The sequence below is a fragment of the Halomicroarcula saliterrae genome, from assembly GCF_031624395.1.
Classification (GTDB): domain Archaea; phylum Halobacteriota; class Halobacteria; order Halobacteriales; family Haloarculaceae; genus Haloarcula; species Haloarcula saliterrae.
In genome coordinates, this window is the sequence record NZ_JAMQON010000001.1 from 1,002,192 (window position 1) to 1,023,486 (window position 21,295).

General features: G+C 66.8%; 21 protein-coding genes. 10 read left to right on the top strand and 11 right to left on the bottom strand.

Annotation, left to right across the window (positions count from 1 at the left end; genetic code table 11):
* Positions 1-7 precede the first annotated feature (7 nt).
* Positions 8-370, bottom strand: a complete 363-nt coding sequence (gene rpl7ae / locus NDI56_RS05535; RefSeq protein ID WP_220587525.1) for a 50S ribosomal protein L7Ae — start codon at positions 368-370, stop codon at positions 8-10.
* A 272-nt stretch (positions 371-642) separates the two neighbouring features.
* Between rpl7ae and NDI56_RS05540 the strand changes: the two genes are divergently transcribed.
* The 5 genes from NDI56_RS05540 to NDI56_RS05560 all read left to right on the top strand — a co-directional run bounded on the left by NDI56_RS05540 (position 643) and on the right by NDI56_RS05560 (position 3,642).
* The gene (locus NDI56_RS05540; protein WP_310918418.1) at positions 643-882 is read left to right on the top strand and encodes a DUF5816 domain-containing protein; all 240 of its coding nucleotides are present in this window, start codon (positions 643-645) and stop codon (positions 880-882) included.
* A 72-nt stretch (positions 883-954) separates the two neighbouring features.
* Positions 955-1,248 (top strand): DUF7116 family protein, encoded by a 294-nt coding sequence (locus NDI56_RS05545; RefSeq protein ID WP_310918419.1) that lies wholly within the window; start codon positions 955-957, stop codon positions 1,246-1,248.
* 166 nt (positions 1,249-1,414) lie between these two features.
* Positions 1,415-2,329 carry a metal-dependent hydrolase gene (locus NDI56_RS05550; protein ID WP_310918420.1) on the top strand — a complete coding sequence of 305 codons (915 nt, stop codon included), beginning with the start codon at positions 1,415-1,417 and terminating at the stop codon, positions 2,327-2,329.
* 42 nt (positions 2,330-2,371) lie between these two features.
* The gene (locus tag NDI56_RS05555; protein WP_310918421.1) at positions 2,372-2,986 is read left to right on the top strand and encodes a hypothetical protein; all 615 of its coding nucleotides are present in this window, start codon (positions 2,372-2,374) and stop codon (positions 2,984-2,986) included.
* Positions 2,983-3,642 carry a DUF2238 domain-containing protein gene (locus NDI56_RS05560; RefSeq protein WP_310918422.1) on the top strand — a complete coding sequence of 220 codons (660 nt, stop codon included), beginning with the start codon at positions 2,983-2,985 and terminating at the stop codon, positions 3,640-3,642. Before NDI56_RS05555 ends, NDI56_RS05560 begins: the two co-directional genes overlap by 4 nt.
* A gap of 43 nt (positions 3,643-3,685) precedes the next feature.
* Here NDI56_RS05560 and NDI56_RS05565 read toward each other — a convergent pair whose 3' ends face one another.
* Positions 3,686-4,846, bottom strand: a complete 1,161-nt coding sequence (locus NDI56_RS05565) for an outer membrane protein assembly factor BamB family protein (protein WP_310918423.1) — start codon at positions 4,844-4,846, stop codon at positions 3,686-3,688.
* Positions 4,847-5,039: 193 nt separating this feature from the next.
* On the opposite strand from NDI56_RS05565, the gene NDI56_RS05570 reads away from it, so the two are divergent.
* Positions 5,040-5,240 carry a dodecin gene (locus NDI56_RS05570; RefSeq protein ID WP_310918424.1) on the top strand — a complete coding sequence of 67 codons (201 nt, stop codon included), beginning with the start codon at positions 5,040-5,042 and terminating at the stop codon, positions 5,238-5,240.
* A 69-nt stretch (positions 5,241-5,309) separates the two neighbouring features.
* Here NDI56_RS05570 and NDI56_RS05575 read toward each other — a convergent pair whose 3' ends face one another.
* Together NDI56_RS05575 and NDI56_RS05580 are read right to left on the bottom strand one after the other, a co-directional pair.
* Positions 5,310-5,681, bottom strand: coding sequence for a HesB/IscA family protein (locus NDI56_RS05575; RefSeq protein ID WP_310918426.1), 372 nt, complete (start codon positions 5,679-5,681; stop codon positions 5,310-5,312).
* A gap of 72 nt (positions 5,682-5,753) precedes the next feature.
* On the bottom strand, positions 5,754-7,979 hold the full coding sequence (locus NDI56_RS05580; RefSeq protein ID WP_310918427.1) for an alkaline phosphatase D family protein: 2,226 nt from the start codon (positions 7,977-7,979) through the stop codon (positions 5,754-5,756).
* A 227-nt stretch (positions 7,980-8,206) separates the two neighbouring features.
* Between NDI56_RS05580 and NDI56_RS05585 the strand changes: the two genes are divergently transcribed.
* Positions 8,207-8,689 carry a DUF2243 domain-containing protein gene (locus NDI56_RS05585; protein ID WP_310918429.1) on the top strand — a complete coding sequence of 161 codons (483 nt, stop codon included), beginning with the start codon at positions 8,207-8,209 and terminating at the stop codon, positions 8,687-8,689.
* On the top strand, positions 8,689-8,856 hold the full coding sequence (locus tag NDI56_RS05590; protein ID WP_310918430.1) for a hypothetical protein: 168 nt from the start codon (positions 8,689-8,691) through the stop codon (positions 8,854-8,856). The genes NDI56_RS05585 and NDI56_RS05590 overlap by 1 nt, the downstream gene beginning before the upstream one ends.
* On the opposite strand, the gene hisD is transcribed toward NDI56_RS05590, so the two are convergent.
* From hisD to NDI56_RS05625, 7 genes are all read right to left on the bottom strand, one after another.
* Complete coding sequence (gene hisD, locus NDI56_RS05595) at positions 8,853-10,118, bottom strand: histidinol dehydrogenase (RefSeq protein ID WP_310918431.1); 1,266 nt, start codon at positions 10,116-10,118, stop codon at positions 8,853-8,855. The two genes, NDI56_RS05590 and hisD, sit on opposite strands and share 4 nt — an antisense overlap.
* Positions 10,119-10,163: 45 nt before the next feature.
* The gene (locus NDI56_RS05600; protein WP_310918432.1) at positions 10,164-10,832 is read right to left on the bottom strand and encodes a J domain-containing protein; all 669 of its coding nucleotides are present in this window, start codon (positions 10,830-10,832) and stop codon (positions 10,164-10,166) included.
* Between the two features lie 70 nt (positions 10,833-10,902).
* Entirely contained in the window at positions 10,903-12,192 is a 1,290-nt protein-coding gene (locus NDI56_RS05605; RefSeq protein WP_310918433.1) for an outer membrane protein assembly factor BamB family protein, read from the bottom strand.
* A 78-nt stretch (positions 12,193-12,270) separates the two neighbouring features.
* Complete coding sequence (locus tag NDI56_RS05610) at positions 12,271-14,304, bottom strand: SpoVR family protein (protein WP_310918434.1); 2,034 nt, start codon at positions 14,302-14,304, stop codon at positions 12,271-12,273.
* Positions 14,301-15,620 (bottom strand): YeaH/YhbH family protein, encoded by a 1,320-nt coding sequence (locus NDI56_RS05615; RefSeq protein WP_310918435.1) that lies wholly within the window; start codon positions 15,618-15,620, stop codon positions 14,301-14,303. The genes NDI56_RS05610 and NDI56_RS05615 overlap by 4 nt, the downstream gene beginning before the upstream one ends.
* Positions 15,611-17,893, bottom strand: a complete 2,283-nt coding sequence (locus NDI56_RS05620; RefSeq protein ID WP_310918436.1) for a PrkA family serine protein kinase — start codon at positions 17,891-17,893, stop codon at positions 15,611-15,613. Before NDI56_RS05620 ends, NDI56_RS05615 begins: the two co-directional genes overlap by 10 nt.
* Positions 17,894-19,966 carry a PrkA family serine protein kinase gene (locus NDI56_RS05625; RefSeq protein WP_310918437.1) on the bottom strand — a complete coding sequence of 691 codons (2,073 nt, stop codon included), beginning with the start codon at positions 19,964-19,966 and terminating at the stop codon, positions 17,894-17,896.
* 439 nt (positions 19,967-20,405) lie between these two features.
* On the opposite strand from NDI56_RS05625, the gene NDI56_RS05630 reads away from it, so the two are divergent.
* Positions 20,406-20,783: a DUF5820 family protein gene (locus NDI56_RS05630; protein WP_310918438.1), complete on the top strand. Its 378-nt coding sequence runs from the start codon at positions 20,406-20,408 to the stop codon at positions 20,781-20,783.
* A gap of 32 nt (positions 20,784-20,815) precedes the next feature.
* Complete coding sequence (locus NDI56_RS05635; RefSeq protein WP_310918439.1) at positions 20,816-21,268, top strand: UPF0179 family protein; 453 nt, start codon at positions 20,816-20,818, stop codon at positions 21,266-21,268.
* Positions 21,269-21,295 lie beyond the last annotated feature (27 nt).

Genomic DNA, 21,295 nt, shown 5'->3' on the forward strand with positions numbered 1-21,295 from the left:
AATCACCTCAGCGGAGCTCCTCGACTTTGTCGGCGATATCCTCGACGTCGGCCTCGGCCTCGCCGGCATCGGTGATGGCGGCGGCGGCGGAGCCGACTTCGAGCCCGGCCGCGTGGCCGAGGTCGTCCTGCTGCTCGACGAAGATGAAGGGGACGCCCTTCTCGTCGGCCAGCTCGGGGATGTGCATGACGATCTCCTCGGGCTGGACGTCCTCGGCGACGAAGACGAGCTCGGCGGAGCCGCGCTCGACGGCCTTGGTCGTCTCGTTGGTTCCTTTCTTCACTGTCCCTGTGTCTCGTGCGACTTCCAGCGCTTCGAGGGCGTCGTCCTCGAGGTCGGCCGGAACGTCGAAATCTACGTATACTGGCATTTGGATGTTCACCTCCTGCACGCGGGCTCAGGCTCCCCCGCCGTTCGCGGGAAATCCCGCGGCACACCCCGTCGGTGCGCGTAGTCCTGAGAAGGCTGGGAGCATCATCAACCCGGTGCAGGCTGTAATCGTCTGTGTGCTACGGGCCCTAAAAGCGCTTTCGAAGCCTCAAGCGCATGCCAGCGCGCCACACAGGCGCTTCAGGGTCGGCCGGTGACACCGCGGCTACACCGGTCCCACACGCTTTACCCCGTGGCTCACCACACGCCTGTATGCACGAACGCACTGGTCCGGAGGGCGAGACCCTCTACGTCGACCGGGAGGACGGAGACATCGGCACGAAAGGCCCCTTTTACGTCGTCTATCTCGACACCGACAGGGAGCGCCGCTGGGGCTACTTCTGTGGCAACTGCGAGACGTTCAACAACGCGATGGACTCGATGGGCCGAATCCGCTGTAACGACTGTAGCAACCTCAGGAAGGCCGAGGAGTGGGACGCGGCCCACGAGTAACGGCCCCTGACACCTGTTGTTCGTCTGTCTAGTAGGAACGTTTATCACCCACCCACTGGTATGGATTGACAGATGGGTGCCGTTAGCACATCACTCGACGAGCAGGCTCGGTCGATATTCGACGACATCGGGTACACCGTGTCGCGCACTGACAACGGACTACGGGCGGCACACAAGTGGCGCGAGGTCGGCGTCACGGTCCTCGACGAGGACACACCGATTCCCGAATCGGGCGAGATGCACTGTTTCGTCACTCGCGCGCCGGAGGCCGAGGACCTCGGTGACCGCCTCTCGCGGATGAACGTCGCCTACGACTGGGCGGTCATCGGTGTCCGCGAGGACGGCGGCTACGACGTCGTCAGATAGCGCCGGAACACGGAGACACTGGGTTCCCCTCTTTTCGCACTGCCGGCTCTCGGAGTTCGCCTCTCGAACAGTGTTTCGTCGACTCCTCATGAGACCCAGCGGCCCTGAATTAGTGTTACAGCCGTTGTCACGGGGAATTTATAGCTGTCGAGGGCGAAGACGGGCTATGTTCATCGGTCACGCACTGCTGGCGTTCGCTCTCGCCGTGCGCGGGGCCGAGCGTCTCTCGGTCCCACGCGAGCGTGCGCTGCGATTCGGCGTCCTCGCGGCTCTGTTCGCCGCGATACCGGACGTCGACGTCGTGTACGCCCCCGTCGGGCTCCTCATGCAGTCGGCCGAGACGGTCGGACCGGACGTGTTCTGGGAGACGGCAAACGTCATTCATCGGGGCCCGACGCACTCGCTGGTGATGGCCGGCACACTCGCACTGGCCGTCTTCCTGTGGGCCGTCGGGACGCGCGGAGCGCGAGCGCTCTCGCTCTCACTCGCCGCGGCACTGGTCGCCGTCGGGGCGCTGTTCAGCGGTGCCGTCGGCGGGGTCGTCGTGCTGGTGTTCGTCGGCTCGGGCTTTGCGGTCGGCGAACTGGCCGCCCGCGAGGGCCTCGCGCCGCGACCGCTGCTTGCCGCCGCGCTCGTCGGCCTCTGGTCGCACCCCTTTGGCGACCTCTTTACCGGGTCGCCACCGCCGTTCCTGTACCCGTTCGACGTAGTGCTGGTCGCAGAGCGCGTGGCGCTACACCCCGACCCGACGGGGCAGTTGCTCGCGGCCTTCGCGGTCGAACTCGGCGCGATATGGCTGGCCGTCTGGACGTACGCCCATCTGACGGACCGGCGGCTCACGGACCTCGTCAGTCCCCGGGCCTCGCTGGGCGCGGGCTACGCCGCGGCCGCCCTGCTGTTGCCGGCGCCGACGATGGAACGGTCCGCCCACTTCGTCTTCAGCGTCCTCGCCATCGGTGTCGTCGGTGCGCCGGTCCGCCCGTTCAGCAGCGGTGTCGACCCGCTCCGGGTCGTCGTGACCGGGCTGGCCGCCGTCACCGTCGCGGCCGTCGCTTACGCCACGACCTACGGCGTCCTGTAGCGGGGCGACAGTGTTTTGCACGGGCGACCAGTCGTGGGTGGCATGAGCGGTGACGTGACAGACCTGTTGCGCGACCGGCGAGTCAACGCCGTGCTCGCGTGGCTTGTCGTCGCACTGATACTGGCAGTCGCCGCCGGAAGCGTCGTTCAGGGAGAACTCCTGTGGGCCGGATTCACGGGCGCGCTCGCGTGCATCGTCCTCTTCCCGCCGCTCGCGTACCGGAACAGCCAGGCGATGCTCCCCTGGGAAATCGTCCTGCTGGCGGCGCTGCCTGTCGTCGGTCGGCTCTTCACGACGGTGCCAGTCACCGGCAATCTCGCGACGTACCTCTCGGTCGCCGCCGTCGCGCTCATCGTCTCGGTCGAACTGCAACTGTTCACGGCGGTGAAGATGACCCCGCGCTTTGCGGTCGTCTTCGTCGGCGTGACGACGATGGCGGCCGCCGGCATCTGGGCCGTCGCCCGCTGGGCGGTCGACCGGACGCTCGGAACGACGTTCATCCTCGACCCCGCGCTCTCCGAACACGCCATCGAGGAGGCGCTGATGTGGCAGTTCGTCGCCTCGACGGTGGCGGGTATCGGTGCCGGCGTCTTCTTCGCGTGGTACGTCGGCCGGCAGGTGGCAGTGGCGCGGCTCCCGGAGGAGGTCGGCCAGTGAGAGTCCGTGACTACGTCGGCATCGGCGACCGCCGGCAGCGACAGGCGACCTACGTGATGGAACTGCTGCTGGTCGGTATCCTCGCCATCGGTCTCGCCACGGGGAGCACCGGCGTCATCGTCAACACCGGTGTCGGGTTGCTGGTCACACAGCTCCCGGCGCTCCTCGAACGGGACTACGGCATCGCGCTCGACCCGGCGCTGACGCTGTGGATAACCACGGCGGTGTTTCTCCACGCCGTCGGCGTCATCGGGCTCCCGTGGTCGGACGTGAACTTCTACAAGAGCATCTGGTGGTGGGACCACCTCACCCACGCGCTCTCCTCCTCTATCGTCGCCGCCATCGGCTACACCACCGTCCGGGCACTCGACCGTCACTCCGAGGACATCTACGTCCCGCCGCGGTTCATGTTCGTGTTCATCCTCCTGTTCGTGCTGGCCTTCGGCGTCGCGTGGGAGGTCTTGGAGTTCAGTATCACGCTCGCGGCGGAAGCGACGGGCAACGACACCGTCCTCACGCAGTTCGGACTCGGCGACACGATGCTCGACCTCGTCTTCGACACCATCGGCGCCGTCGTAGTGGCCGTCTGGGGGACGGCCCATCTGACCGACATCGTCGGTCTCGTCGAGGGGTGGCTGGACGGGCGAGCCGGGTGACACACGGCTTGCTTATCGGCGGAGCCCCCCTCCCTGTACAGCTTCAGGACTCGCGGAGCGCCTCGATAGTGCCGGAGTTCGTCGCCACGTATACGACGCCCTCGGCGAGGGCCGGCGTCTGTCTGGTCTGGCGCTCGGTGTCGTACGTCCAGCGCACGCCTCCGTTCGACTGGTCGAGCGCGACGACGGCTCCCGAGAGTTCCCTCACGTAGACGGTCTCCTCGGCCACCACCGGTATCGGCGGGTTGCTCGCGTTGCTGCTCCGACTCCACTGCTGTGAGCCGTCTTCGCTGGAGAAGGCGTACGTGCCGTCGTCCCCACCGACGTAGATAGTCCCGTCAGAGACGGCGATGTGCCTGAAGTTGCCGCGCCCGCCGTCGGTGTCCAGCAACGTCTCGCCGGTGTCCGGATCCATCGCGAGCACTTCCTGTTCGACGCCCGCGTACACCGTGCCGTCGGCGACCGCCGGAGCGGACGTGACCTGTCCGAGGAACCTCTCCGCCCAGCGCTCCTCGCCGGAATCCGCCGCGTACGCATACAGCGTATCGCCGGCGCCGACGTACACCGTCCCGCCGGCGATAGCTGCGGCGGTCATATTCCCACCGGGGTCCGCCGACCAGCGGACGCTCTCGTTCTCGGTGTCGATAGCTGTGAGACCGGCCCCGTCTGCGTCCGGGAGCACGAGGAGCCCGTTCGCCACCGTCGCATCGCCCTCCACTAGCCGCCCGGCGTCCACCGTCCACAGCTCCTCGCCGGTTTCGGCGTCGAAGGCGTACGCCGTCTCTTCGTCGCCGATGTAGACGACGCCACCGGTCACCGCGGGGGTCTGTGGGTTTATCTGTTCGAGGTCGGTGCGCCACAGCTCGTCGCCGTTCTCCGCGTCGAAGGCGGCGAGCGTGCCCGTCCGCTCATCGGAGTCCCCGCCGACGACGAAGAGCCGGCCATCGGCGACCACGGGACTCCCAGTGAAGTCGCCCACGGTCGCCGTCCAGTCCTCGGTGGCGTTCCCGCGTGGCCCGCTGACGGACAGCGACCGCGTGCCGGTCGGCCCGGCACCGACCATTCGCCACGCATCTGGCCCCGCAGCGTCCGCCGCTGTCGGCGTCCCAGCGTTGCCCCCGTCGAGCACGCCCAGACAGCCCGCAAGTCCGATCGAACACGCGGCCCCACCGATTCGAAGCAGTTCTCGCCGAGTTCGTGTCATAAGTATGCCGTTCCCCACATGATAATACAAGTTTCGGTCGCGCGGAAAAATATCTCACGGCAGTTCCGGGGCGGGCCACACCGGTGACAGGGAGCCGCCCGCCGCTCTCGGCAGCAGTTCACAGCCCCGCGGGACGGAACTGCCCCAGAGGACCGTAGTTTTATACTTCAACCGAGCGACAGTTCAAAACGCTATGGTGTTCAAGAAGATCACGCTCATCGGCACGAGTCCCGAGAGCTTCGACGACGCGGCCGACGACGCGATCGAGCGCGCCGAGCGCACGCTGGACAATCTGATGTGGGTCGAAGTCGACGAACTGGGCGTCGAAATCGCCAGCGTCGAGAACCGCGAGTATCAGGCTGAGGTGACAGTCGCGTTCGAGCTCGAAGAGTAGCGAGGTATCTCGCATCGCGAGACACCTCAATCTGGAGGCGGGAGCGACGGCGACCCGCGTAGGAGTCGTTTACGTCCGGAACGACTCGCCACAGCCGCACTCGCTGACCACGTTGGGGTTCTCGACGTGGAACCCCGCGCCCTGCAGTCCCCCCTCGTAGGCCAGGACGGAGCCTTCGATGTAGTCGATGCTCGCGCCGTCGACGAACACGCGTAGACCGTTGCGCTCGTAGACGGTGTCCCCGTCTTCCGGTTCGTGCTCGAAGCGCATCCCGTAGGAGAGCCCGGCACAGCCGCCCTGCTGGACGAACAGGCGAAGGCCGGCGATGTCAGTGTCCATTCCCTCTCCTTCCAGGAGGGCCAGTGCTTCTTCGGCGGCGTCCTCGGTGACCCCGACGTCCTCCCCGCCGAGTTGGGGTTCGCCGTCTACGGTGCTGCTCATACAGGTAGGTGCGGCCCCGGTCGTGTTAACCCTGACGCTGGTCCGAACGGTCGAGCGCGAGCGGGGCCGCCTTCAGTTGACCTCGCTGTACAGCGTCACGATGTCGTCGTAGTCGAGCTGGCCGTTCTCGTTGAAGTCGTAGGCGGTCTTGTTGAGCCGGACGCTGTCGTCCTCGAAGCTGTCGAACAGCGTCTCGATGTCGGCGTAGTCCAGCCGCCCGTTGCCGTTGACGTCCTCGAACAGTCCGTCGCCGTCCGGGTCGGTCGGCTCGTCGCCGCCGGTGGCCGGCGGCGGGCCGACGATGACGAGCCCCATCTCGGTCGTCGCTTCCAGACTGGTCCCGCTGTCGTCGTCCAGCCGGTCGACGGTGACCTCGATATCGGTCGTCCCCGTGCCCGTCCCGCGGATGTCGAGTGTGGCGAGGGTGGTGTCGGTGCCGGGCACCGCGCCCTGTGCGTTCTCCTCGATGTCGGCAAAGCGGACGGTGGCGGCGGCGCCGTCGCTGGCCACCTCGGTCTCGGCGATGCCGAAGGCGTCGTCGACGGTCGCTCCGGTGATGGTCGCGACCTCGGGGTCCGCGAGCGAGACTGAGATGGTTCCGCCCGAGAGCCCCTCGTCCAGCCAGCGACCGGTCAGTTCGGCCGTGGCCGTCTTGCCGTTGCCGACGGCGACGGCGTCGGCGAGCACGAGCGGCCGCTCGGCCGGGATGCCGGGCTGGCCCGCCGTGAGCTCGACGGTCGCGTCGGTCTCTATTCGCGAGCCGGGTTCGTCCACGTAGTCGAGGACACGGAACTCCGTGGTCCACGTCTCCGGCGTGACCGTACAGCGGACGTAGCCCCGCTGGTTGTTGTAGTACTCCACGTTGTCGTTCTCGGAGACGACCTGCCGACCGAACTCGTCCATGTCGGTCCCGTTCCCGCCCGAGGAGATGGAGGTGCCCACGAACTCGGCACCCACGGGCTCGCTGGACCCGTCCTTGGCGCTGACGAGGGTGTTCGCCCAGTGGGAGTGAAAGTCGCCGGTGATGACCACGGGGTTGTTAGCGTCCTCCTCGAACGCGGTCTTGACGAGGCGCTGCTCCGGGACGTAGCCGTCCCACTGCTCGGTTCGGAACCCTTCCTGCTCACCCGCTTTGAAGTCCATCTTCGCGAAGGGGAGCTGGTTCGCCAGCACGTTCCACGTCGTCTCCGTGGCTTCGAGGTTGTCCAGCAGCCACTGCTCCTGACTGTCCCCGAGGATGGTGCGGTCCGCCTCGAAGCGCTCCTCGCAGTCGACCTTGTCGAACACGTCGTCACAGGCCTGGTCGGAGCGGTAGAGGCGGGTGTCGAGGACGTTGAAGTCGAGCAGGTCGCCGAAGGCGTAGTAGCGGTAGAGCTTCTGGCTGGCGTCGTCGGGCTTCTGGGCCATGCGGAAGGGCATGTGCTCGTAGTAGGCCTTGAGCGCCGCTGCACGGCGCTCGATAAACGCCTCGGTGGACTGTTCGTCCGGGTCCTGTGGCACGTCGCCGGCCCAGTTGTTGTCGACCTCGTGGTCGTCCCGCGTGACGAGCCACGGCGCGCTGGCGTGGGCGGCTCGCATGTCCGGGTCGGACTTGTACAACCCGTAGCGCAGCCGGTACGTGTCGAGGTCGGTCGTCTCCTGCTTGTACGCCTGTGGGAGCGACTGCTCGCGGGGCGACTCCGACACGTCGATGCCGTACTCGTAGATGTAGTCGCCGAGGTGGACGACGAGGTCGAGTTCGTCCTCGGCCATGTGCTCGAACGCCGTGTAGTAGCCGTCGACCCACCGGTTACAGGAGGCGAAGCCGAACTGGAACTCCTCGACGGAGGCGCCGGCCGCCGGTGCGGTCTTGGTCCGGCCCACTGGGCTCGTCTCGCCGCGACACTCGAACCGGTAGTAGTACGCCGAGTCGGGCGCCAGCCCGTCGGCGTCGACGTGGACGGTGTGGGCGTGGTCGGGTTCGGCGGTCGCGGTCCCGGAGGTCACCACGTCGGTCATCGCTTCGTCGGTCGCGACGGTCCACTCGATATCGAACTCCTCGTCGGGCATCCCGCCGCCGGCGTCGAGCGGGTTCGGTGCCAGCCGGGTCCAGAGGATGACCGAGTCGGGGAGCGGGTCACCCGAGGCGACCCCGAGCGTGTAGGGGTCCGACTCGAAGTTGCCGTCGTCGTCCACCATCGCGGCCGCGCCGCCGGAGGCGCCGAGTATCGCCGCCAACGAGACGCCGCCGGTCCGCTGCAGAAACGTCCGTCTGTCCTGTGCCGTCGTGTCGATGTCGGGGAGGTCAGTGGGCCTCACGGGCGGGAGTTCCGTCAGTCCGGTGTAGTAGTTTTATAATATTGATACGTTATATTAGGGTCGTATCGAGTGAAACTACCGGGAGCAGGGATGGGAATTGCCCGCACATCCGCCTCCATAGGGATGGATACCTGTCATCTAAGGCACCTGAATGAGAAGGGTGGCACGATGGCGGGCGCCGCGTCTGCAAGCCCTACTGGCAAGACCAGCCGTCGGCAAGTGGACGTATGACCGCACCGGACGAGGGGCCCGGACGGGTATCCGGGCGGGCGCTGTTCGCTACCGGGGTGTTCGGCTTCGGTTTCAGCGGCCTCGTCGACGTGTTGCTCCTCCACCACGTACTGCAGTGGCACCACCTCCTCTCGGGTATCTATCCGATGGACACCCTCGCCGGCCTCCGGCGGAACCTCCTCGCGGACGGGCTGTTCTCACTGGGGATGCTCCTCGTCATGGCCGCCGGGGCCGGTCTCCTCTGGCGGGCAGAGCGGCGAACGGACGCACCACTGGCGCTCCGACCGCTGGCCGGCACGGCCATCATCGGACTGGGCGTCTTCGACGTCTTCGACGCGGTCGTCGACCACATGCTGCTTGGCCTCCACCAGCCGCTGTCCCGGGGCGGCCGATTCAACCCGCACTGGCTCGTCGTGAGCCTGCTGTTCGTCGCCGCCGGCTACTACGTCTACCGTACGGCGGACACGGGGACCGAGTGATGGTTCTGTGGACGACCCCGGTCTTCGGTGCGGTGATTCACAGCGCGCCCGCCTCGCCACTGGTCCCCCACTGGGCCGTGCTGGTCGTCGCGGTGCCCCTGCTGTGGCTTGTCATCGGCGGGGTCGTGATAGCGCTCGACCGACTCCTGTGGTCGATTGCTCGCTAGAACCGCCTGTCCACGCTCTCGGCGTGGGCTTCCAGCCCTTCGGCCTCGGCCAGCGTGGTAATCGTCTCGCGAAGCTCGCCCAGCGCCTCCTCGGAGAGGCGCTGGACCGTCGTCGAGCGGACGAACGTATCTACCGAGAGGCCGCCGGTGACTCGCGCCGCGCCCCCCGTCGGGAGCACGTGGTTGGTCCCCGTGGCGTAGTCACCGGCCGCGACGGGGCTGTACGGGCCGAGGAAGACCGAGCCGGCCGACGGAATCCTGTCGAGCAGCGCCTCGTCGTCGTCGGCCTGAATCGAGAGGTGTTCGGCGGCGTACTCCTCGGCGAAGAGGACGGCCTCGCTCATCGACCGGGCGTGGAAGACGCCGGAGGCGTCGTTGTCCAGCGCCGCGCGGATGACTGCCTCGCGCTCGCGCTCGCCGGCTTGCGCCTCGACGGCGTCGGCGATGGCCCCGGCCAGCTCCTCGTCGTCGGTGACCGCGACGACGGAGGCGTTCTCGTCGTGTTCGGCCTGGGCGACCACGTCCGCCGCGACGAGTTCGGGGTCGGCCTCGCCGTCGGCGACCACCATGATCTCCGACGGTCCCGCGAGGAAGTCGATGGCTACGTCGCCCCGAACCTCGGCTTTCGCCGCGGTGACCCAGCGGTTGCCGGGACCGACGACGATGTCGGTACTCGTCACCGTCTCGGTGCCGTAAGCCAGCGCGGCGATGGCCTGTGCGCCACCGACCTGATACACCGCGTCGGCGCCGGCCGCGTGGATGGCCGCGAGCGTGACCGGGTTGACCTTCTCGGCCGGCGGGGTGGCGACAGCGACGTGCTCGACGCCGGCCACCTTCGCGGGGATGACGCCCATCAGGGCGCTGGAGGGGTAGGCGGCGGTGCCGCCGGGGGTGTAGACGCCGGCGCTCGCGAGCGGGCGGAAGCGCCGGCCCAGCTCGCGGCCCTCGAACGCTTCGCGCCAGTCCTCGGGCCGCTGGCGCTCGTGGAACGCGCGGATGTTGTCGGCGGCGTCCTCAATGGCCGCCCGGACGTGGTCGTCGATCTCTTCGTAGGCGCGCTCGGCGGCGTCTGTGATGTCGATGTTGCCCACCTCGACGTCGTCGAACTCGCTGGCGAAGCGCCGCAGCGCCACGTCGCCCTCCTCGTCCACCTGCGATACGATGTCGGCCACGTCGTCTCTGACCGCCTCGACGCCCGAATCCCGGTCGAACAGCGCCGCCCGCTCGTCCGGTCCGAGGTCGGCGACAGTGCGTACGTTCATGGGTCGGCTTCGAGACGGGCGGAAAAACGGGTTTCCCTTCGTCGGTCAGCGATAGACGGTCGAGGTGAGGTGGAGTATCGAAACGCCCGCGGTCACGCCGACCATCGTCGCGGCCACGAAGATGCTGGTGACCGGCGGGAGCCCGCCCGTACTGGTGCCCGTCAGCAACACCGTCGCAACCGTGACCGCAGCCCCGAGCAGGAGGAAATGGGCAAGGAGCCACGGAAGCACGTCGCTGAGAGCGTCGAGGGTCCGTCCGAACCCGCTCCGGGACTCGACGCCGACGCGCTGGCCCGGCCGGTAGTACTCCGCCGCGGTCCCGTAGCCGTCGCTCCCGTCCGCCCGCTGGGTGGTTCGGGGCTCCGTGGTCGTCCGGGCCGTTCGGTCCGCCATCCGCTGGGCGGCCTCGCTGACGGTCTCCCCGTCCGGTGCTCTGGAACCGTTCGCGGTCCCTCCGCCGGCCGTTGCGGTCCACTCCCCGCCGTCGAGGTGGCGCCGCACGTACCGCTCGTGACCGAGTCGGTCGTAGCGACGCCGCTCGGTCTCGTCCGTGAGCACCTCCCTGGCCGTGGTGAGCCGTCTGAACTGCGTCCGGGCGTCGGGCGCGTCGGTGACGTCCGGGTGGTGGGTCTTCACCCGCTCCCGATACGCGCTGACGATTCGCTGCTCGTCAGCGGTGGGTTCGACGCCGAGCACGCCGTAGAGCGTTTGCATTTTGGAGGTTCTTGATAAAGTTATTGGCCGATACCCTACATGAAACTACCGACGGTTACGCGCGCCGAGTTCAGGGGTCGAACGCGACCACGCGCTCCCCGTCGCCGGCGGACGCGACTGCGTCCGCGACGGCGAACTGCGTGAGGTCGGACTCGCCGTCGACTGTCCACGCCGGGTCCCCGCTGGCCGCGTCGAGCGCGAGCGCCTGATACCGCCGGTCGTCCTCGCCGACCGAGCGCCGGAGCAGCAGGCGGTCGCCCAGCAGGCCGGCCGGGCTGGCCGTGATTTCGGTCCCGTCGGACGCCTCCTCCAGCGACACGTCGACGGCTGTTCGCCACTCGACGGTGCCGTCGGCGAGCGAGACGGCGGCCACCTCGTCGCCGGCGACGTACACCGTCCCGTCAGCGTGTGGCGGGTCGTTCAGAGGGGCACTCACGTCGGCGTCCCACTGTGGCTCGCCCGTCGCCGGGTCGAGGCTGGCGACCGACTCGCCGCCCACCAGCAACTGGCCGTCGACGGCGGCCGTCGTGGTGGGGTCGAGTTCGCCGACGGTCCACGACACGCCGCCGGTCGCGGCGTCCAGCCCCCGAACCACGTCCCGACCCGACGCGTCGACCGTGACGAACGCGAGGGCGTCGCCGACCGCCGAGAGGGACCGGAGTTCGTACGACTCCGGTCGGTAGCGCCACGCCCGCCTGCCGTCGCGGTCGATAGCGTACACCGCGGCGGGTGCCCTGACGAAGAGCCGCTCCGCGGTGCGGAGACTCTCGGAGGGATCGCCTATCTCGGCCGACCACCGCTGGGTGCCGTCGGACAGCGCGAGCGCGTACAGCGTCTCGCCGGTGGGACCGAGCGCGTCGTCGTTCGTGGCGACGTAGGCGGTGTCGCCGTCGATACCGACGACGTCCAGCCACCAGTTCGTCGAGGGGAACTCCCATCGGGGCGTCCCGCTGGCGGCTTCGAAGGCGTACAGCGTCTCGGTCCCGAACGGCTCGTCGGCCCTACCGATAGCCAGAACGGTGCCGTTCCCGGCGACCGGGGAGCCGGCTATCCGCTCGTCCGGCGTCCGGGTCCAGTCGAGGTCGCCGGCCGCCGACGACAGTGACGCGACCGTCCCCATCTCGGTGCCGACGAACAGCCGGTCACCGTCGACGGTCGGCGGGAACGTCACCACGCCCGGAACGGACTGGCGCCACGCGACGTGTTCGGGGGTGTCGCCCGTGCTCGGCCGGTCGGTCCCGGTTGCAGTCGCTGTCCCCTGTTCGGTCGCCGTCCCGCTTGGCTCCCCGTCTCGTTCCCCCTGACAGCCCGCGACGGCGGCGGTCGCCGCGGCGGCGAGAAACGCCCGTCGAGTTCGCATACTGACCACTCCCCGGGGGAGCGGTACAGCCCTTCTGGTCGGTACAACGGCCGTTTGAGCGACGGGGAGAAGCGCCGCTCAGGCCAGCCACTCGTCGGGCTTGGTGTTGTAGTCGATGTCCGTCGCGGCGAGATGCTCGACCTCGGTCCAGGGGACGTCCTCGACGGTCACCTCCTCGCCGTCGTAGCGCAGCCGCTTGCCGACCTCCTCGGGTTCGGGCTCGCGGTCGCGTCGCTTCGCCACCTCGATGTCGTGGTCGTCGAACTCCTTGACGATGGTCAGGAGGTTCACCGGGCGACCCCACAGCTCGAACACCCGTTTCATGACTTCGGTGGCCTGCTTCCGGTCCAGCATGATGCCGTTGTACTGGTGGGCGAGCAGGAGCTCGTTGCGGTTGTCGTAGTTCCCGTCCTGCACGACGACCGTGGGCTTGCCGAAGTTGGTGAACTGCAACATCAGCTTCTTCTTGACGTCCTCGTGGTCGGTGGAGGTGACCCGGTAGTCGCCCGAGGCGTGGGTGTACTCGTAGGTGAAGTAGTCGTTGTCGTCGACGAACTCCTGAGTGAGGAACTCGTCGAGGAAGGTCACGTCGTTGTGGCTCTCCCGTATCTCGCGCATCCGGTCCCAGCCGCGGGCGTACGCCACGTCGTCCAGCGCCGCCTCGACGCTGTCGTAGCGCGCGTCGTCGAACATGTACCGCGAGACCCGCTCCAGTTCGGCCTGCCCGACCCGGGAGACGAAGCCGCGGTACTGGGGCTTGAGCAGCGAGTAGTGGCGCTGGGCCAGCCCCTCGTAGGTCAGCACCTTCCAGGGGTACTTGTCGACGTCGAACTCGCCGGCACGGGCCCGTTCGAGCGCGTCGGCGTCGACGCGCGGGTCCTCGGGGTCGAGTTCGGCCAGACGGCCCGGCACGTCGGTCAGCCACGCCGGCGGTTCGAGGTGGTCCTGGACCGCCTCGAAATCGACCACGTCGTGGAACGTCCGCCAGGTGATATCGTCGACGCGGAGGAGCCGCTCGACGACCTCCCGGCGGTTCTCCGTGTTCTCGACGTACTCCCATATCTCCATGCCGAGCGAGTACGGGTTCAGCCCCGGCGAGCCCAGGACCTGTGCCATGTGGTCCGAGTAGAGGATGAACTCGTCGTCACCGGCGAAGCGCTCGCCGGTCATCATCGTGGACTCCCAGTAGGCGGCCCACCCCTCGTTCATCACCTTCGTCATCTTCTGCGGGGCGAAGTAGTACGCCTCCCGCCGCAGGAGCTCCAGCACCTCCTTTTGCCAGTCCGCCATCTCGACCGCCTTCTCGGCGTCCTCGTCGTAGGCCATGCCGTGCTTGCGGATGAACCCCAGCACGTCCTTCTCCGGCTGGGCCGGGAAGGTGGCGCCGTTGTCCTCGTCTGATTGGGCGTCGAGCCACTCCTCGTCGAACACCTGTCGCTTGACCTCGTCGGAGAGGTCCAGTTCGTCCAGCTGCTCGCTCACGTCGACGCCGTCTATCTCCTCCAGCCGGTCCCGGGCGGTCTCGACGGGCCGGTAGGGCTGGTGCTGGTCGATGTTGTCCTCCAGACAGAGCACGTGATCGATAAAGCGCTCGACCTCGCTGCGGTCGATGTCGGGGTCCTGCATGTGCTCCCGAATCGTGTCGGCGTGGCGCGCGAGCATGCCGGCGGCGTCCGGGCCGCGACCGTCGTCCTCGCCGCCCGCCGCCCGGGGCGGCGCGCCGTCGCTGAACAGCCCGAACCACTCGTTGTTCGCGAAGAAATCCGCGTGGGCCTCGACGTGCGTGATGACCGCCTTCTGGTCGGCCAGCGTGTTAGACTCCTGCAGGAACGCGTGGGAGGGATCGTCGTTGTTGACTATCTCGAAGGCCTTCCCGCCGAGGAACTGCCCCTGTTTCTGCTGGCGGTCGTACTGCATCCCCCAGCGCCAGTGCGGGTACCGCTGCTGGAACCCGCCGTAGGCAATGAGCTCGTTCATCTCGTCGTAGTCGACGACCCAGTAGTTCACCGGGTACGGGGTCAGTCCCAGTCGCTCGGCGAGGTTGCTCGCCTCCCTGACCGGCTCGGACAGTCCCTCTGCGATGCGCTGTTTCTCGAATCTGTCGTCGTTCATTCTTCGGCCTCCGTGCTGAGGATTTCGTAGATGGCGTCGACGACGTCCTCCGGCGAGGTGACGTAGGCCACGGCCACGTTGTCCGACTCGCGGAAGCTGCGTTCGACCTCCTCGGCGTGGGTCGCGTTGATGGCGTTGCCCGAGGGCTGGGTCTCGACGTAGGCGTGGAGGTTCGCCGGAATCTCCTCCATCATCGGGATGACCCGCTCCTCGGTGTCGTTCGAGGAGTTCTCGCTGTCGCCGGCCGCGAAGACGTAGCGGTTCCACTCACTCCAGGGGTACTCCTCTTCCAGCACGGCAGCCGCCAGTTCGTACGCGCTGGAGATGCGGGTCCCACCACCGGAGCGGATGCCGAAGAACTCCTGGCGGTCGACCTCCCAGGCGTCGGCGTCGTGGGCGATGTAGACGAACTCGGCGTTATCGTACTTGCCCTGGAGATACCAGTCCAGCGGCGTGAAGGTGCGCTCGACGAGCTCGCGTTTCTTCTGGCGCATCGAGCCCGACACGTCGCGGATGTTGACCACGACGACGTTCTTCTCGCGCTCCTCGACGATTTCGGGGTAGCGGTAGCGCTCGTCCTCCCGGCGGAAGGGGATCTGGTCGACGCCCTCCCGGCGGATTCGCGTCGAGGTGTCGACCTGGTCGACCTCGGCCTCCATCTCCTCGATTGTGCTCCAGGTCGACTTCTCCTCGGCCGTCATGTCGTCGTAGGCGTCCTCTATCCAGGCCTTCGAGACGGGCACGTTCTGTTCTCGCGCCCACTCGAACACCGAGGCCGGTCCCCAGCCGTCGACTCGCAGCGCCTCGCGGACGTACTCCTCGTCGAAGTCCATCGCGAGCTTGCGCTTGAGCCCCTTCTTGAACAGCCGCTCGAAGTCGAGCGTCGAGGAGGGGCCGGTCCGGGTGATGTCGGTGAAATCGCCCTCCTTCTCCTCGATGACCTTCTTCCCCTTGGGGTCGAGGTCGAGGCCGAGCTGCTCGTCGAGCTCCGCGGCGAACTCCTCGGGGTCCATCTCGTAGTACTCGTGCTCGCCGCCCTCCTCGCCGGGCTCGCCGTCTTCGCCGTCCTCGCCGTCGCCGGGCTGGGGCTGTGGCTGGCCGACGGGGTCGCCCTCCTCGGCGCCCTCGCCCTGCCCGACGCCGCCCTTGTCCCGCTGGTCGTAGGCGAACTCGGGTAAGTTGACGATCTTGATGGGTATCTGGACCTCGTCGCCGCGGGACTGGCCCAGGTCGCCGTACTGGATGAACTCCGCCAGGTCCTGTCGGCGCTCCTCGCCCACTTCGCGGTACCGTTCGAGGTCGTCTTTCAGTCCCATCGGTAGCTCACCTGGTTCATCACGTGTCGGCTGGTCAGCTCCGCGGCGGCCTCGCTGTAGCCGTGCAGTTCCATCATGTTCTGAATAGTCGTCTCCTTGAGCGTGGCCGTCTCCGTGCCCGACGGCGGGTTGTCCCACTGCTGTGGCTCGAAGTCCTCGTAGGTCCGCCTGACGTCGTCCCAGTCGTGGCTGCCGAGCACGGTCTTGATGACCGGAATCTCCTTCGGTGAGACGTCACCGACGCGGAACTCCTCGTCGCGTCGCTGCCACGCGTGGCGGTTCAGGGCCGTGATTATCTTGTCGGTCCTGAACTTCTGGACCGCGTGGTCGGGCTCGTCGCCGTCGTAGTTCTTCTCGTCGAAGCGGCCCAGATGCTCTATCTCGAACACCTTCATCTTCAGCGGGTCCGGGTCGACGTACTCCCCGCGCTCGTTCTCTATCTGGTCGTCGGAGGCCCAGGCGTACACCTGCTCGATGTACTCCTCGACGGTGGCCTCGTCGACGCGTTTGTCCCGCATCATGGCCGCCAGCACGTCCCGTTCCTGTTCCCCGAAGACGTAGTTTTTCACTGGCACCACCCGCTCCTCGTACTCGGTCGCCTCGCCGGGCGAGAACACCGGCGCGTCGTGGAGCCCCTCCGCGATGGCGTTGAGGACGTCTCGGGGCATGATGACGTGTTCGACCGGCAGGTCCGGGTGGTGGCGGTCCTGCGCCTCGTGGAGCAGGTCGGCAACGATGTCCCGGACGTAGGTGACGGGGATACCGTGGTCGCCGTCCCGGTCCGTGGTCTCGACGTCGTAGTCGTCGATGTCGACCCGCTCGTCGCCCTCCATCAGGTAGCCGCGGTCGAACAGCAGCGCCTTCTCGACCAGATCCAGCCCGGCCGGGACGTTCGAGCTGTCCAGCCGGGAGACCACGGCGTAGAGCGCCGCCGCCTCGACGGTGTGGGGCGCGATGTCCTTCTCGGTCGCGCTGTCGAGGTCGTCCCTGACATCGACGGTGACGGGCTCCTGAATCCACGTCTCCAGCTCCTCCCAGGAGTCGGGGTCCCAGACGGTGGTCTCGTTCGTGAGCTCGCGGCGCAGCAGCTGTGACTCCAGCGAGAGGTTCGTCAGGTAGGTAAACTCGTGTTTGTCCAGCCGCCGCTTGAGCGCCTTCAGCGGGTCCTGTCCCTCCCGGTCGGCGTGCTGATTGAGCTGCGCTTCGAGGTCGGGGTTCGAGATGATGACCAGCTGGGTGTCGACGTCCATCCCGATGCCCTTGTCCAGCTTGACGCGGCTCTCGTCGGGGACGTTCAGCAGCTTCTGCAGTAGGTCGGCGTGCTGGGCGGCGTCCTCGACCACCGTCAGCAGCCCGTTGCCCTGCGAGAGCACGCCGTCGTAGGAGAACGCCTGCGGGTTCTTCCGGCCCCGCGAGTCGAGCTCGCGGAGCATCCCGTGCATCCACGAGCCGACCAGCCGCTCTTTCGGCGTTCCTTCGTCCTCCGAATGGAGGATGCCGATGCCCCGACCCACGTCGACGACGAAGTTCTTCACCCGGAGGTGGCCGGGGTCGGTGACCGCCGAGAACAGCTGTTCCTCCCCGTTGCGGCGGTACTGTTCCTCCAGATAGTTGTACGCCTCCCGGGAGAACGGGTCCAGTTCGCCCTCGATGCGGATATCGATGTGGTCGTCCAGCCGGTCGTTCACTTCGGCCAGCAGGTCCTCGCGCACGTCCTTCGGGAACACTGTCAGCGGGTGGACCTGCACCGGGCTCTCGTACCAGTCGTCCTCGTCCTCGATGGGCGTATCGCCGTAGGTCAGGGCGCTGTCGCTGCCGCCAGCGCCGGCGACGTTCCACTCGACGGTGTAGCGCCGGCCCTCGGGGGTCCGGGAGTACTCCCTGAGCCCGTTGATGAGACAGCGCTTGAGCTCCGACTTGCCCGTCGCGGTCGGGCCTTCGAGCCAGACGATCTTCTCGTCTTTGCCCCGCCCCGCCGCGATCGACCGGAGGTCGTCGACGAACGCGTTCAGTACCTCGGTGTTGCCCAAGATGGCGTGCTCGCCGTCGTTGTGCGGGTCGTCGAAGAAGCGGTAGCGCTCCTTCTCGTCGCCCTCCTCGATGACGGTCCGGGTGCCCGCGGCCTCGATGGCCGCCAGCAAGTATTTCGAGGCGTGGGCGGCGATTTCGGGCGTCTCCAGAACGGTATCGACGTACTCCCCGAGGGCCATCGGCTCCTCGTAGGTGGCGTCGAGCGAGTCGTCGGCGCGGTCGATGTACTCCTCGCCGCTCATCTACTCCTCCATCTCGCTTTTGGCGACCTCCGCGCCGGCGAACTCGAGCACTTCACGTGCGCCCTCTTCGGAGTAGCCCTGCTCGATGAGGGCGTCTATCCACTGGTTGCGCTCGTCGTCGTCCATCTCCCCCGACGAGACCAGCGCGGAGAAGTTGATGTTGTGTTTCTTGTCCTCCCAGAGCTTGCGTTCCAGCGCGCGGCGCAGGCGGTCGTTGTCCTGTGGGTTGAACGTATCGCCTTCGCGTGCACGACGGGAGACCCAGTTGCTGACCTCTTGACGGAAGTCGTCCTTGCGGTCCTCGGGGAGATTTAGCTTCTCCTCGACCGAACGGAGGAACTGCTCGTCGGGCTCCTGCTCCCGGCCGGTCAGCTCGTCCTCGACGGTGTCGTCGTCGATGTAGGCCATCACGTGGTCCATGTACTTCTCGCCCTGGCGCTGTATCTCGTCCATGTCGTAGGCCAGCGCGTGGCGCACGTCCTCGATGGCCCGCTCCTTGTACTCCTCGCGGACGAGTTCGAGGAACCGGTAGTACTCGTCGAAGGACTCGGAGTCGATGGAGCCGTGGTTCTCCAGGTTCCCCTCCAGGTGGTTGAACGTCGTCAGCGGCGAGAGGAAGGTCCGCGAGCGGTGCATCGAGTCCATGATGGCCTCGGCTATCTCGTCGCCGATGAAGCGTGGCGAGACGCCGTCCATCCCCTCGCGGATGTCGGCGGCCTTCTCGGCCTCCTCGCGGAGCTTCTTGACGTCGATATCGTCGGCCTCGTCGATTTCGCCGTTGTACGCTTTCGCCTTCTGGACGAGCTCGACGGACTCGGTGTCGGGCTCCTCGATTCGCGTCAGAACGCCGAAGAGGCCGGCCATCTCCAGCGTGTGGGGCTCGACCTGGATGTCCGGGAGGTCGGCGTTCCGGAGCATCTTCCGGTATATCTTGGACTCTTCCTCGTACTGGAGGACGTACGGGAAGTCGATGCGTTTCGTCCGGTCGTTGAACGCCTCCATCTTCTCGTCGCCTTTCTTGTCCCGGTACTCGGGCATGTTCGTCCGGCCGACGATGACCTGGTCGATGTCGATACGGGGGTTGTTCTTCGGTTTGATGGTCTGTTCCTGACTGGCGTGGAGGAAGTCATAGAGGAACTCCCGCTGGAGTTTCAGTAGCTCCTCGCCGGAGAAGATGCCGCGGTTGGCGTTACAGAACGCGCCCGAGTAGTCGAAGGCTCGGGGGTCGCTCTCCCCGTAGATAGCGATCTTCGAGTAGTTGACGTCGCCCGTGAGTTCGGTCTCGTCCTGGTTTTTCTTGTCTTTCGGCTCGAAGGTCTCGATACCCTGGCGCTGGTTCTCGTCGGCGACGAAGCGGACGATTTCGACGTGGTTCTCCAGCACTTCCTGGAGGTTGTCGTCGTAGTACGCCAGCAGCCGGTCCATGTAGAACTCCGAGGCCGGGTCGAGGTCCTGTTCGTTGCGGATGGTGTAGGGGGCGTCGAGCTCCTCGTTGATGTCCTCGATGACCCGGGCGCGCTGGTCTTGGGGAAGCAAGACGAGCGGGTCCTGGTTCATCGGCGAGCGGACCACGTCGTCGGCCGGGTCCTGGTCGTGGACCACGTCACAGAGGTTCGTCCAGCGGAAGGTGTACATCCGTCCCTCGTCGCCGCGCGTGTAGTCCTCGTAATACCGTCGGACCTGCCGGTCGAAGTCGGATTTCCCCGACCCGACGGGACCGAGCAGTAGCTTGATGCGTTTCTCGGGACCGAGCCCGCGGGCGCCGGACTTGACCTTGTTGACGAACTCGTGAATCGCCTCGTGGACCTCGCGGCCGTAGAACGTGTTCTCGCCGTCGTGGATGGGGTCCTCGCTCGCTATCTTGTACTCTACGACCCCGGCGTCTTCGTCGTACTCCGTCCCGTAATAGTCGAACATGTCCGCCACGCGCTGGTGGGCGTTGCGGGCGATTCGCGGGTCGGCGTACAGTTTGTCGAGATACCAGTCGAACGTCCGCGTGGTCCGCAGGTCCGCTGGTATCGTGTCTTGATACTCCTGACTCAGTGCTTCGAGTGTCTCTTTGTTCTGGCTCATGCTATCTCGGGTAGTGCTGCACGCGACGGTGTCGGCGACTCGATACCACCGTCTCCGGTACAGTTCGACTGTAACAACTGCCGCTCCGTGTGTTGGTCACCGGTGGCCGCGGCAGGACCCGTCCGTTCGGGTCGGTCGATATACCATACCATGGGTAGTGTTGGTAGGGTGGGTGCGGGGACCGCTCCACCCATTCGGTAACGGGTGACAGCCTTCGACTGTATTCCGATACTATTTATTACATGAGTGCTTCAACAATAAGAGCCTTGTGCCAGAGTACATAAACCACCGGGTCTTTCACCCCGATATTTATAGGAGAACCCGGAGACAGCAACGCGTCGGTATGGTATACCACGGCAGTATTCTGGTATGTAATTTATAAGTAAACGGAGTCACAGCCAGCCGACAGCGTATTGCCCGCCGAGCCACAGCCGTCGGTATGGACCTCGATGCGCTGGCCGAGGACTGGACGGTGTGGAACCAGACCGAGGCGAAGCTCATCCTCGCGTACCGCCCCGACGTCTTCGACAGCGAGAACTTCCCCGCCCCCTGCCTGCCGACAATCTATCTCACGCAGGGCAAGCGAACGCGCCGACCGGGGGCCGACCGAACCGGTGAGGGCTGGTACGTGACGCTGTATCTGGAACCGGAGGTCGACCACCGGGCCGACTCAGTCCCGGACCGGGACGCGGCCGTCGCGGCCGCCGTCGACCTCGCCAACGAGTTCGCGGCCGGCGAGTTCGACTTCCGCGCCATGTATCAGGTCCCGCGCGACGACTATCTGGACGAACTCGACGAGCTGACCGGCCGGGCCTGACACTTACGTTCGCCCCCCGTCTAGGGACGGGTATGACTACCGTTACGCTCGTCGGCACTCGGCTCGCCGAAGCCGGCGAGGAGTTCGTCTACCACGGCGAAGCGGGGGGGTGTGCCGGCTGTCCCTACCGGGACCAGTGTCTCAATCTCACGCCCGGTCGCCGGTACCGCATCACCGAGGTCCGGGAGAGCGGCCAGACGCTCGACTGCGCCGTCCACGACAGCGGCGTCCGGGCCGTCGAGGTCGAACCGGCCTCGATACGCGTCAACGTCCCCACCAAAGGCGCCTTCGCCGGCAGCAAGGCCTCACTGGCCGGTCCCTGCCCGCACACGGAGTGTCCGAGCCACCCCTACTGCGAGCCACACGGCGCCGACTTCGACAGAGAGTACCGCGTTACGGAAGTCCTCGGCGACCCGCCACACGACTACTGTATGCTCGACCGCGACCTCACGATGGTGGAGTTCGAGGCGCCGGACGACGCCTGAGCGCCGCACGGACCACTTTGCCCCGGT

Excerpts from the sequence above, each read along its gene's own strand:
- rpl7ae (WP_220587525.1), bottom strand. The coding sequence starts at position 370 with ATGCCAGTATACGTAGATTTCGACGTTCCGGCCGACCTCGAGGACGAC.
- NDI56_RS05540 (WP_310918418.1), top strand. The coding sequence starts at position 643 with ATGCACGAACGCACTGGTCCGGAGGGCGAGACCCTCTACGTCGACCGG.
- NDI56_RS05545 (WP_310918419.1), top strand. The coding sequence starts at position 955 with ATGGGTGCCGTTAGCACATCACTCGACGAGCAGGCTCGGTCGATATTC.
- NDI56_RS05550 (WP_310918420.1), top strand. The coding sequence starts at position 1,415 with ATGTTCATCGGTCACGCACTGCTGGCGTTCGCTCTCGCCGTGCGCGGG.
- NDI56_RS05555 (WP_310918421.1), top strand. The coding sequence starts at position 2,372 with ATGAGCGGTGACGTGACAGACCTGTTGCGCGACCGGCGAGTCAACGCC.
- NDI56_RS05565 (WP_310918423.1), bottom strand. The coding sequence starts at position 4,846 with ATGACACGAACTCGGCGAGAACTGCTTCGAATCGGTGGGGCCGCGTGT.
- NDI56_RS05570 (WP_310918424.1), top strand. The coding sequence starts at position 5,040 with ATGGTGTTCAAGAAGATCACGCTCATCGGCACGAGTCCCGAGAGCTTC.
- NDI56_RS05575 (WP_310918426.1), bottom strand. The coding sequence starts at position 5,681 with ATGAGCAGCACCGTAGACGGCGAACCCCAACTCGGCGGGGAGGACGTC.
- NDI56_RS05585 (WP_310918429.1), top strand. The coding sequence starts at position 8,207 with ATGACCGCACCGGACGAGGGGCCCGGACGGGTATCCGGGCGGGCGCTG.
- NDI56_RS05590 (WP_310918430.1), top strand. The coding sequence starts at position 8,689 with ATGGTTCTGTGGACGACCCCGGTCTTCGGTGCGGTGATTCACAGCGCG.
- hisD (WP_310918431.1), bottom strand. The coding sequence starts at position 10,118 with ATGAACGTACGCACTGTCGCCGACCTCGGACCGGACGAGCGGGCGGCG.
- NDI56_RS05600 (WP_310918432.1), bottom strand. The coding sequence starts at position 10,832 with ATGCAAACGCTCTACGGCGTGCTCGGCGTCGAACCCACCGCTGACGAG.
- NDI56_RS05605 (WP_310918433.1), bottom strand. The coding sequence starts at position 12,192 with ATGCGAACTCGACGGGCGTTTCTCGCCGCCGCGGCGACCGCCGCCGTC.
- NDI56_RS05610 (WP_310918434.1), bottom strand. The coding sequence starts at position 14,304 with ATGAACGACGACAGATTCGAGAAACAGCGCATCGCAGAGGGACTGTCC.
- NDI56_RS05615 (WP_310918435.1), bottom strand. The coding sequence starts at position 15,620 with ATGGGACTGAAAGACGACCTCGAACGGTACCGCGAAGTGGGCGAGGAG.
- NDI56_RS05620 (WP_310918436.1), bottom strand. The coding sequence starts at position 17,893 with ATGAGCGGCGAGGAGTACATCGACCGCGCCGACGACTCGCTCGACGCC.
- NDI56_RS05625 (WP_310918437.1), bottom strand. The coding sequence starts at position 19,966 with ATGAGCCAGAACAAAGAGACACTCGAAGCACTGAGTCAGGAGTATCAA.
- NDI56_RS05630 (WP_310918438.1), top strand. The coding sequence starts at position 20,406 with ATGGACCTCGATGCGCTGGCCGAGGACTGGACGGTGTGGAACCAGACC.
- NDI56_RS05635 (WP_310918439.1), top strand. The coding sequence starts at position 20,816 with ATGACTACCGTTACGCTCGTCGGCACTCGGCTCGCCGAAGCCGGCGAG.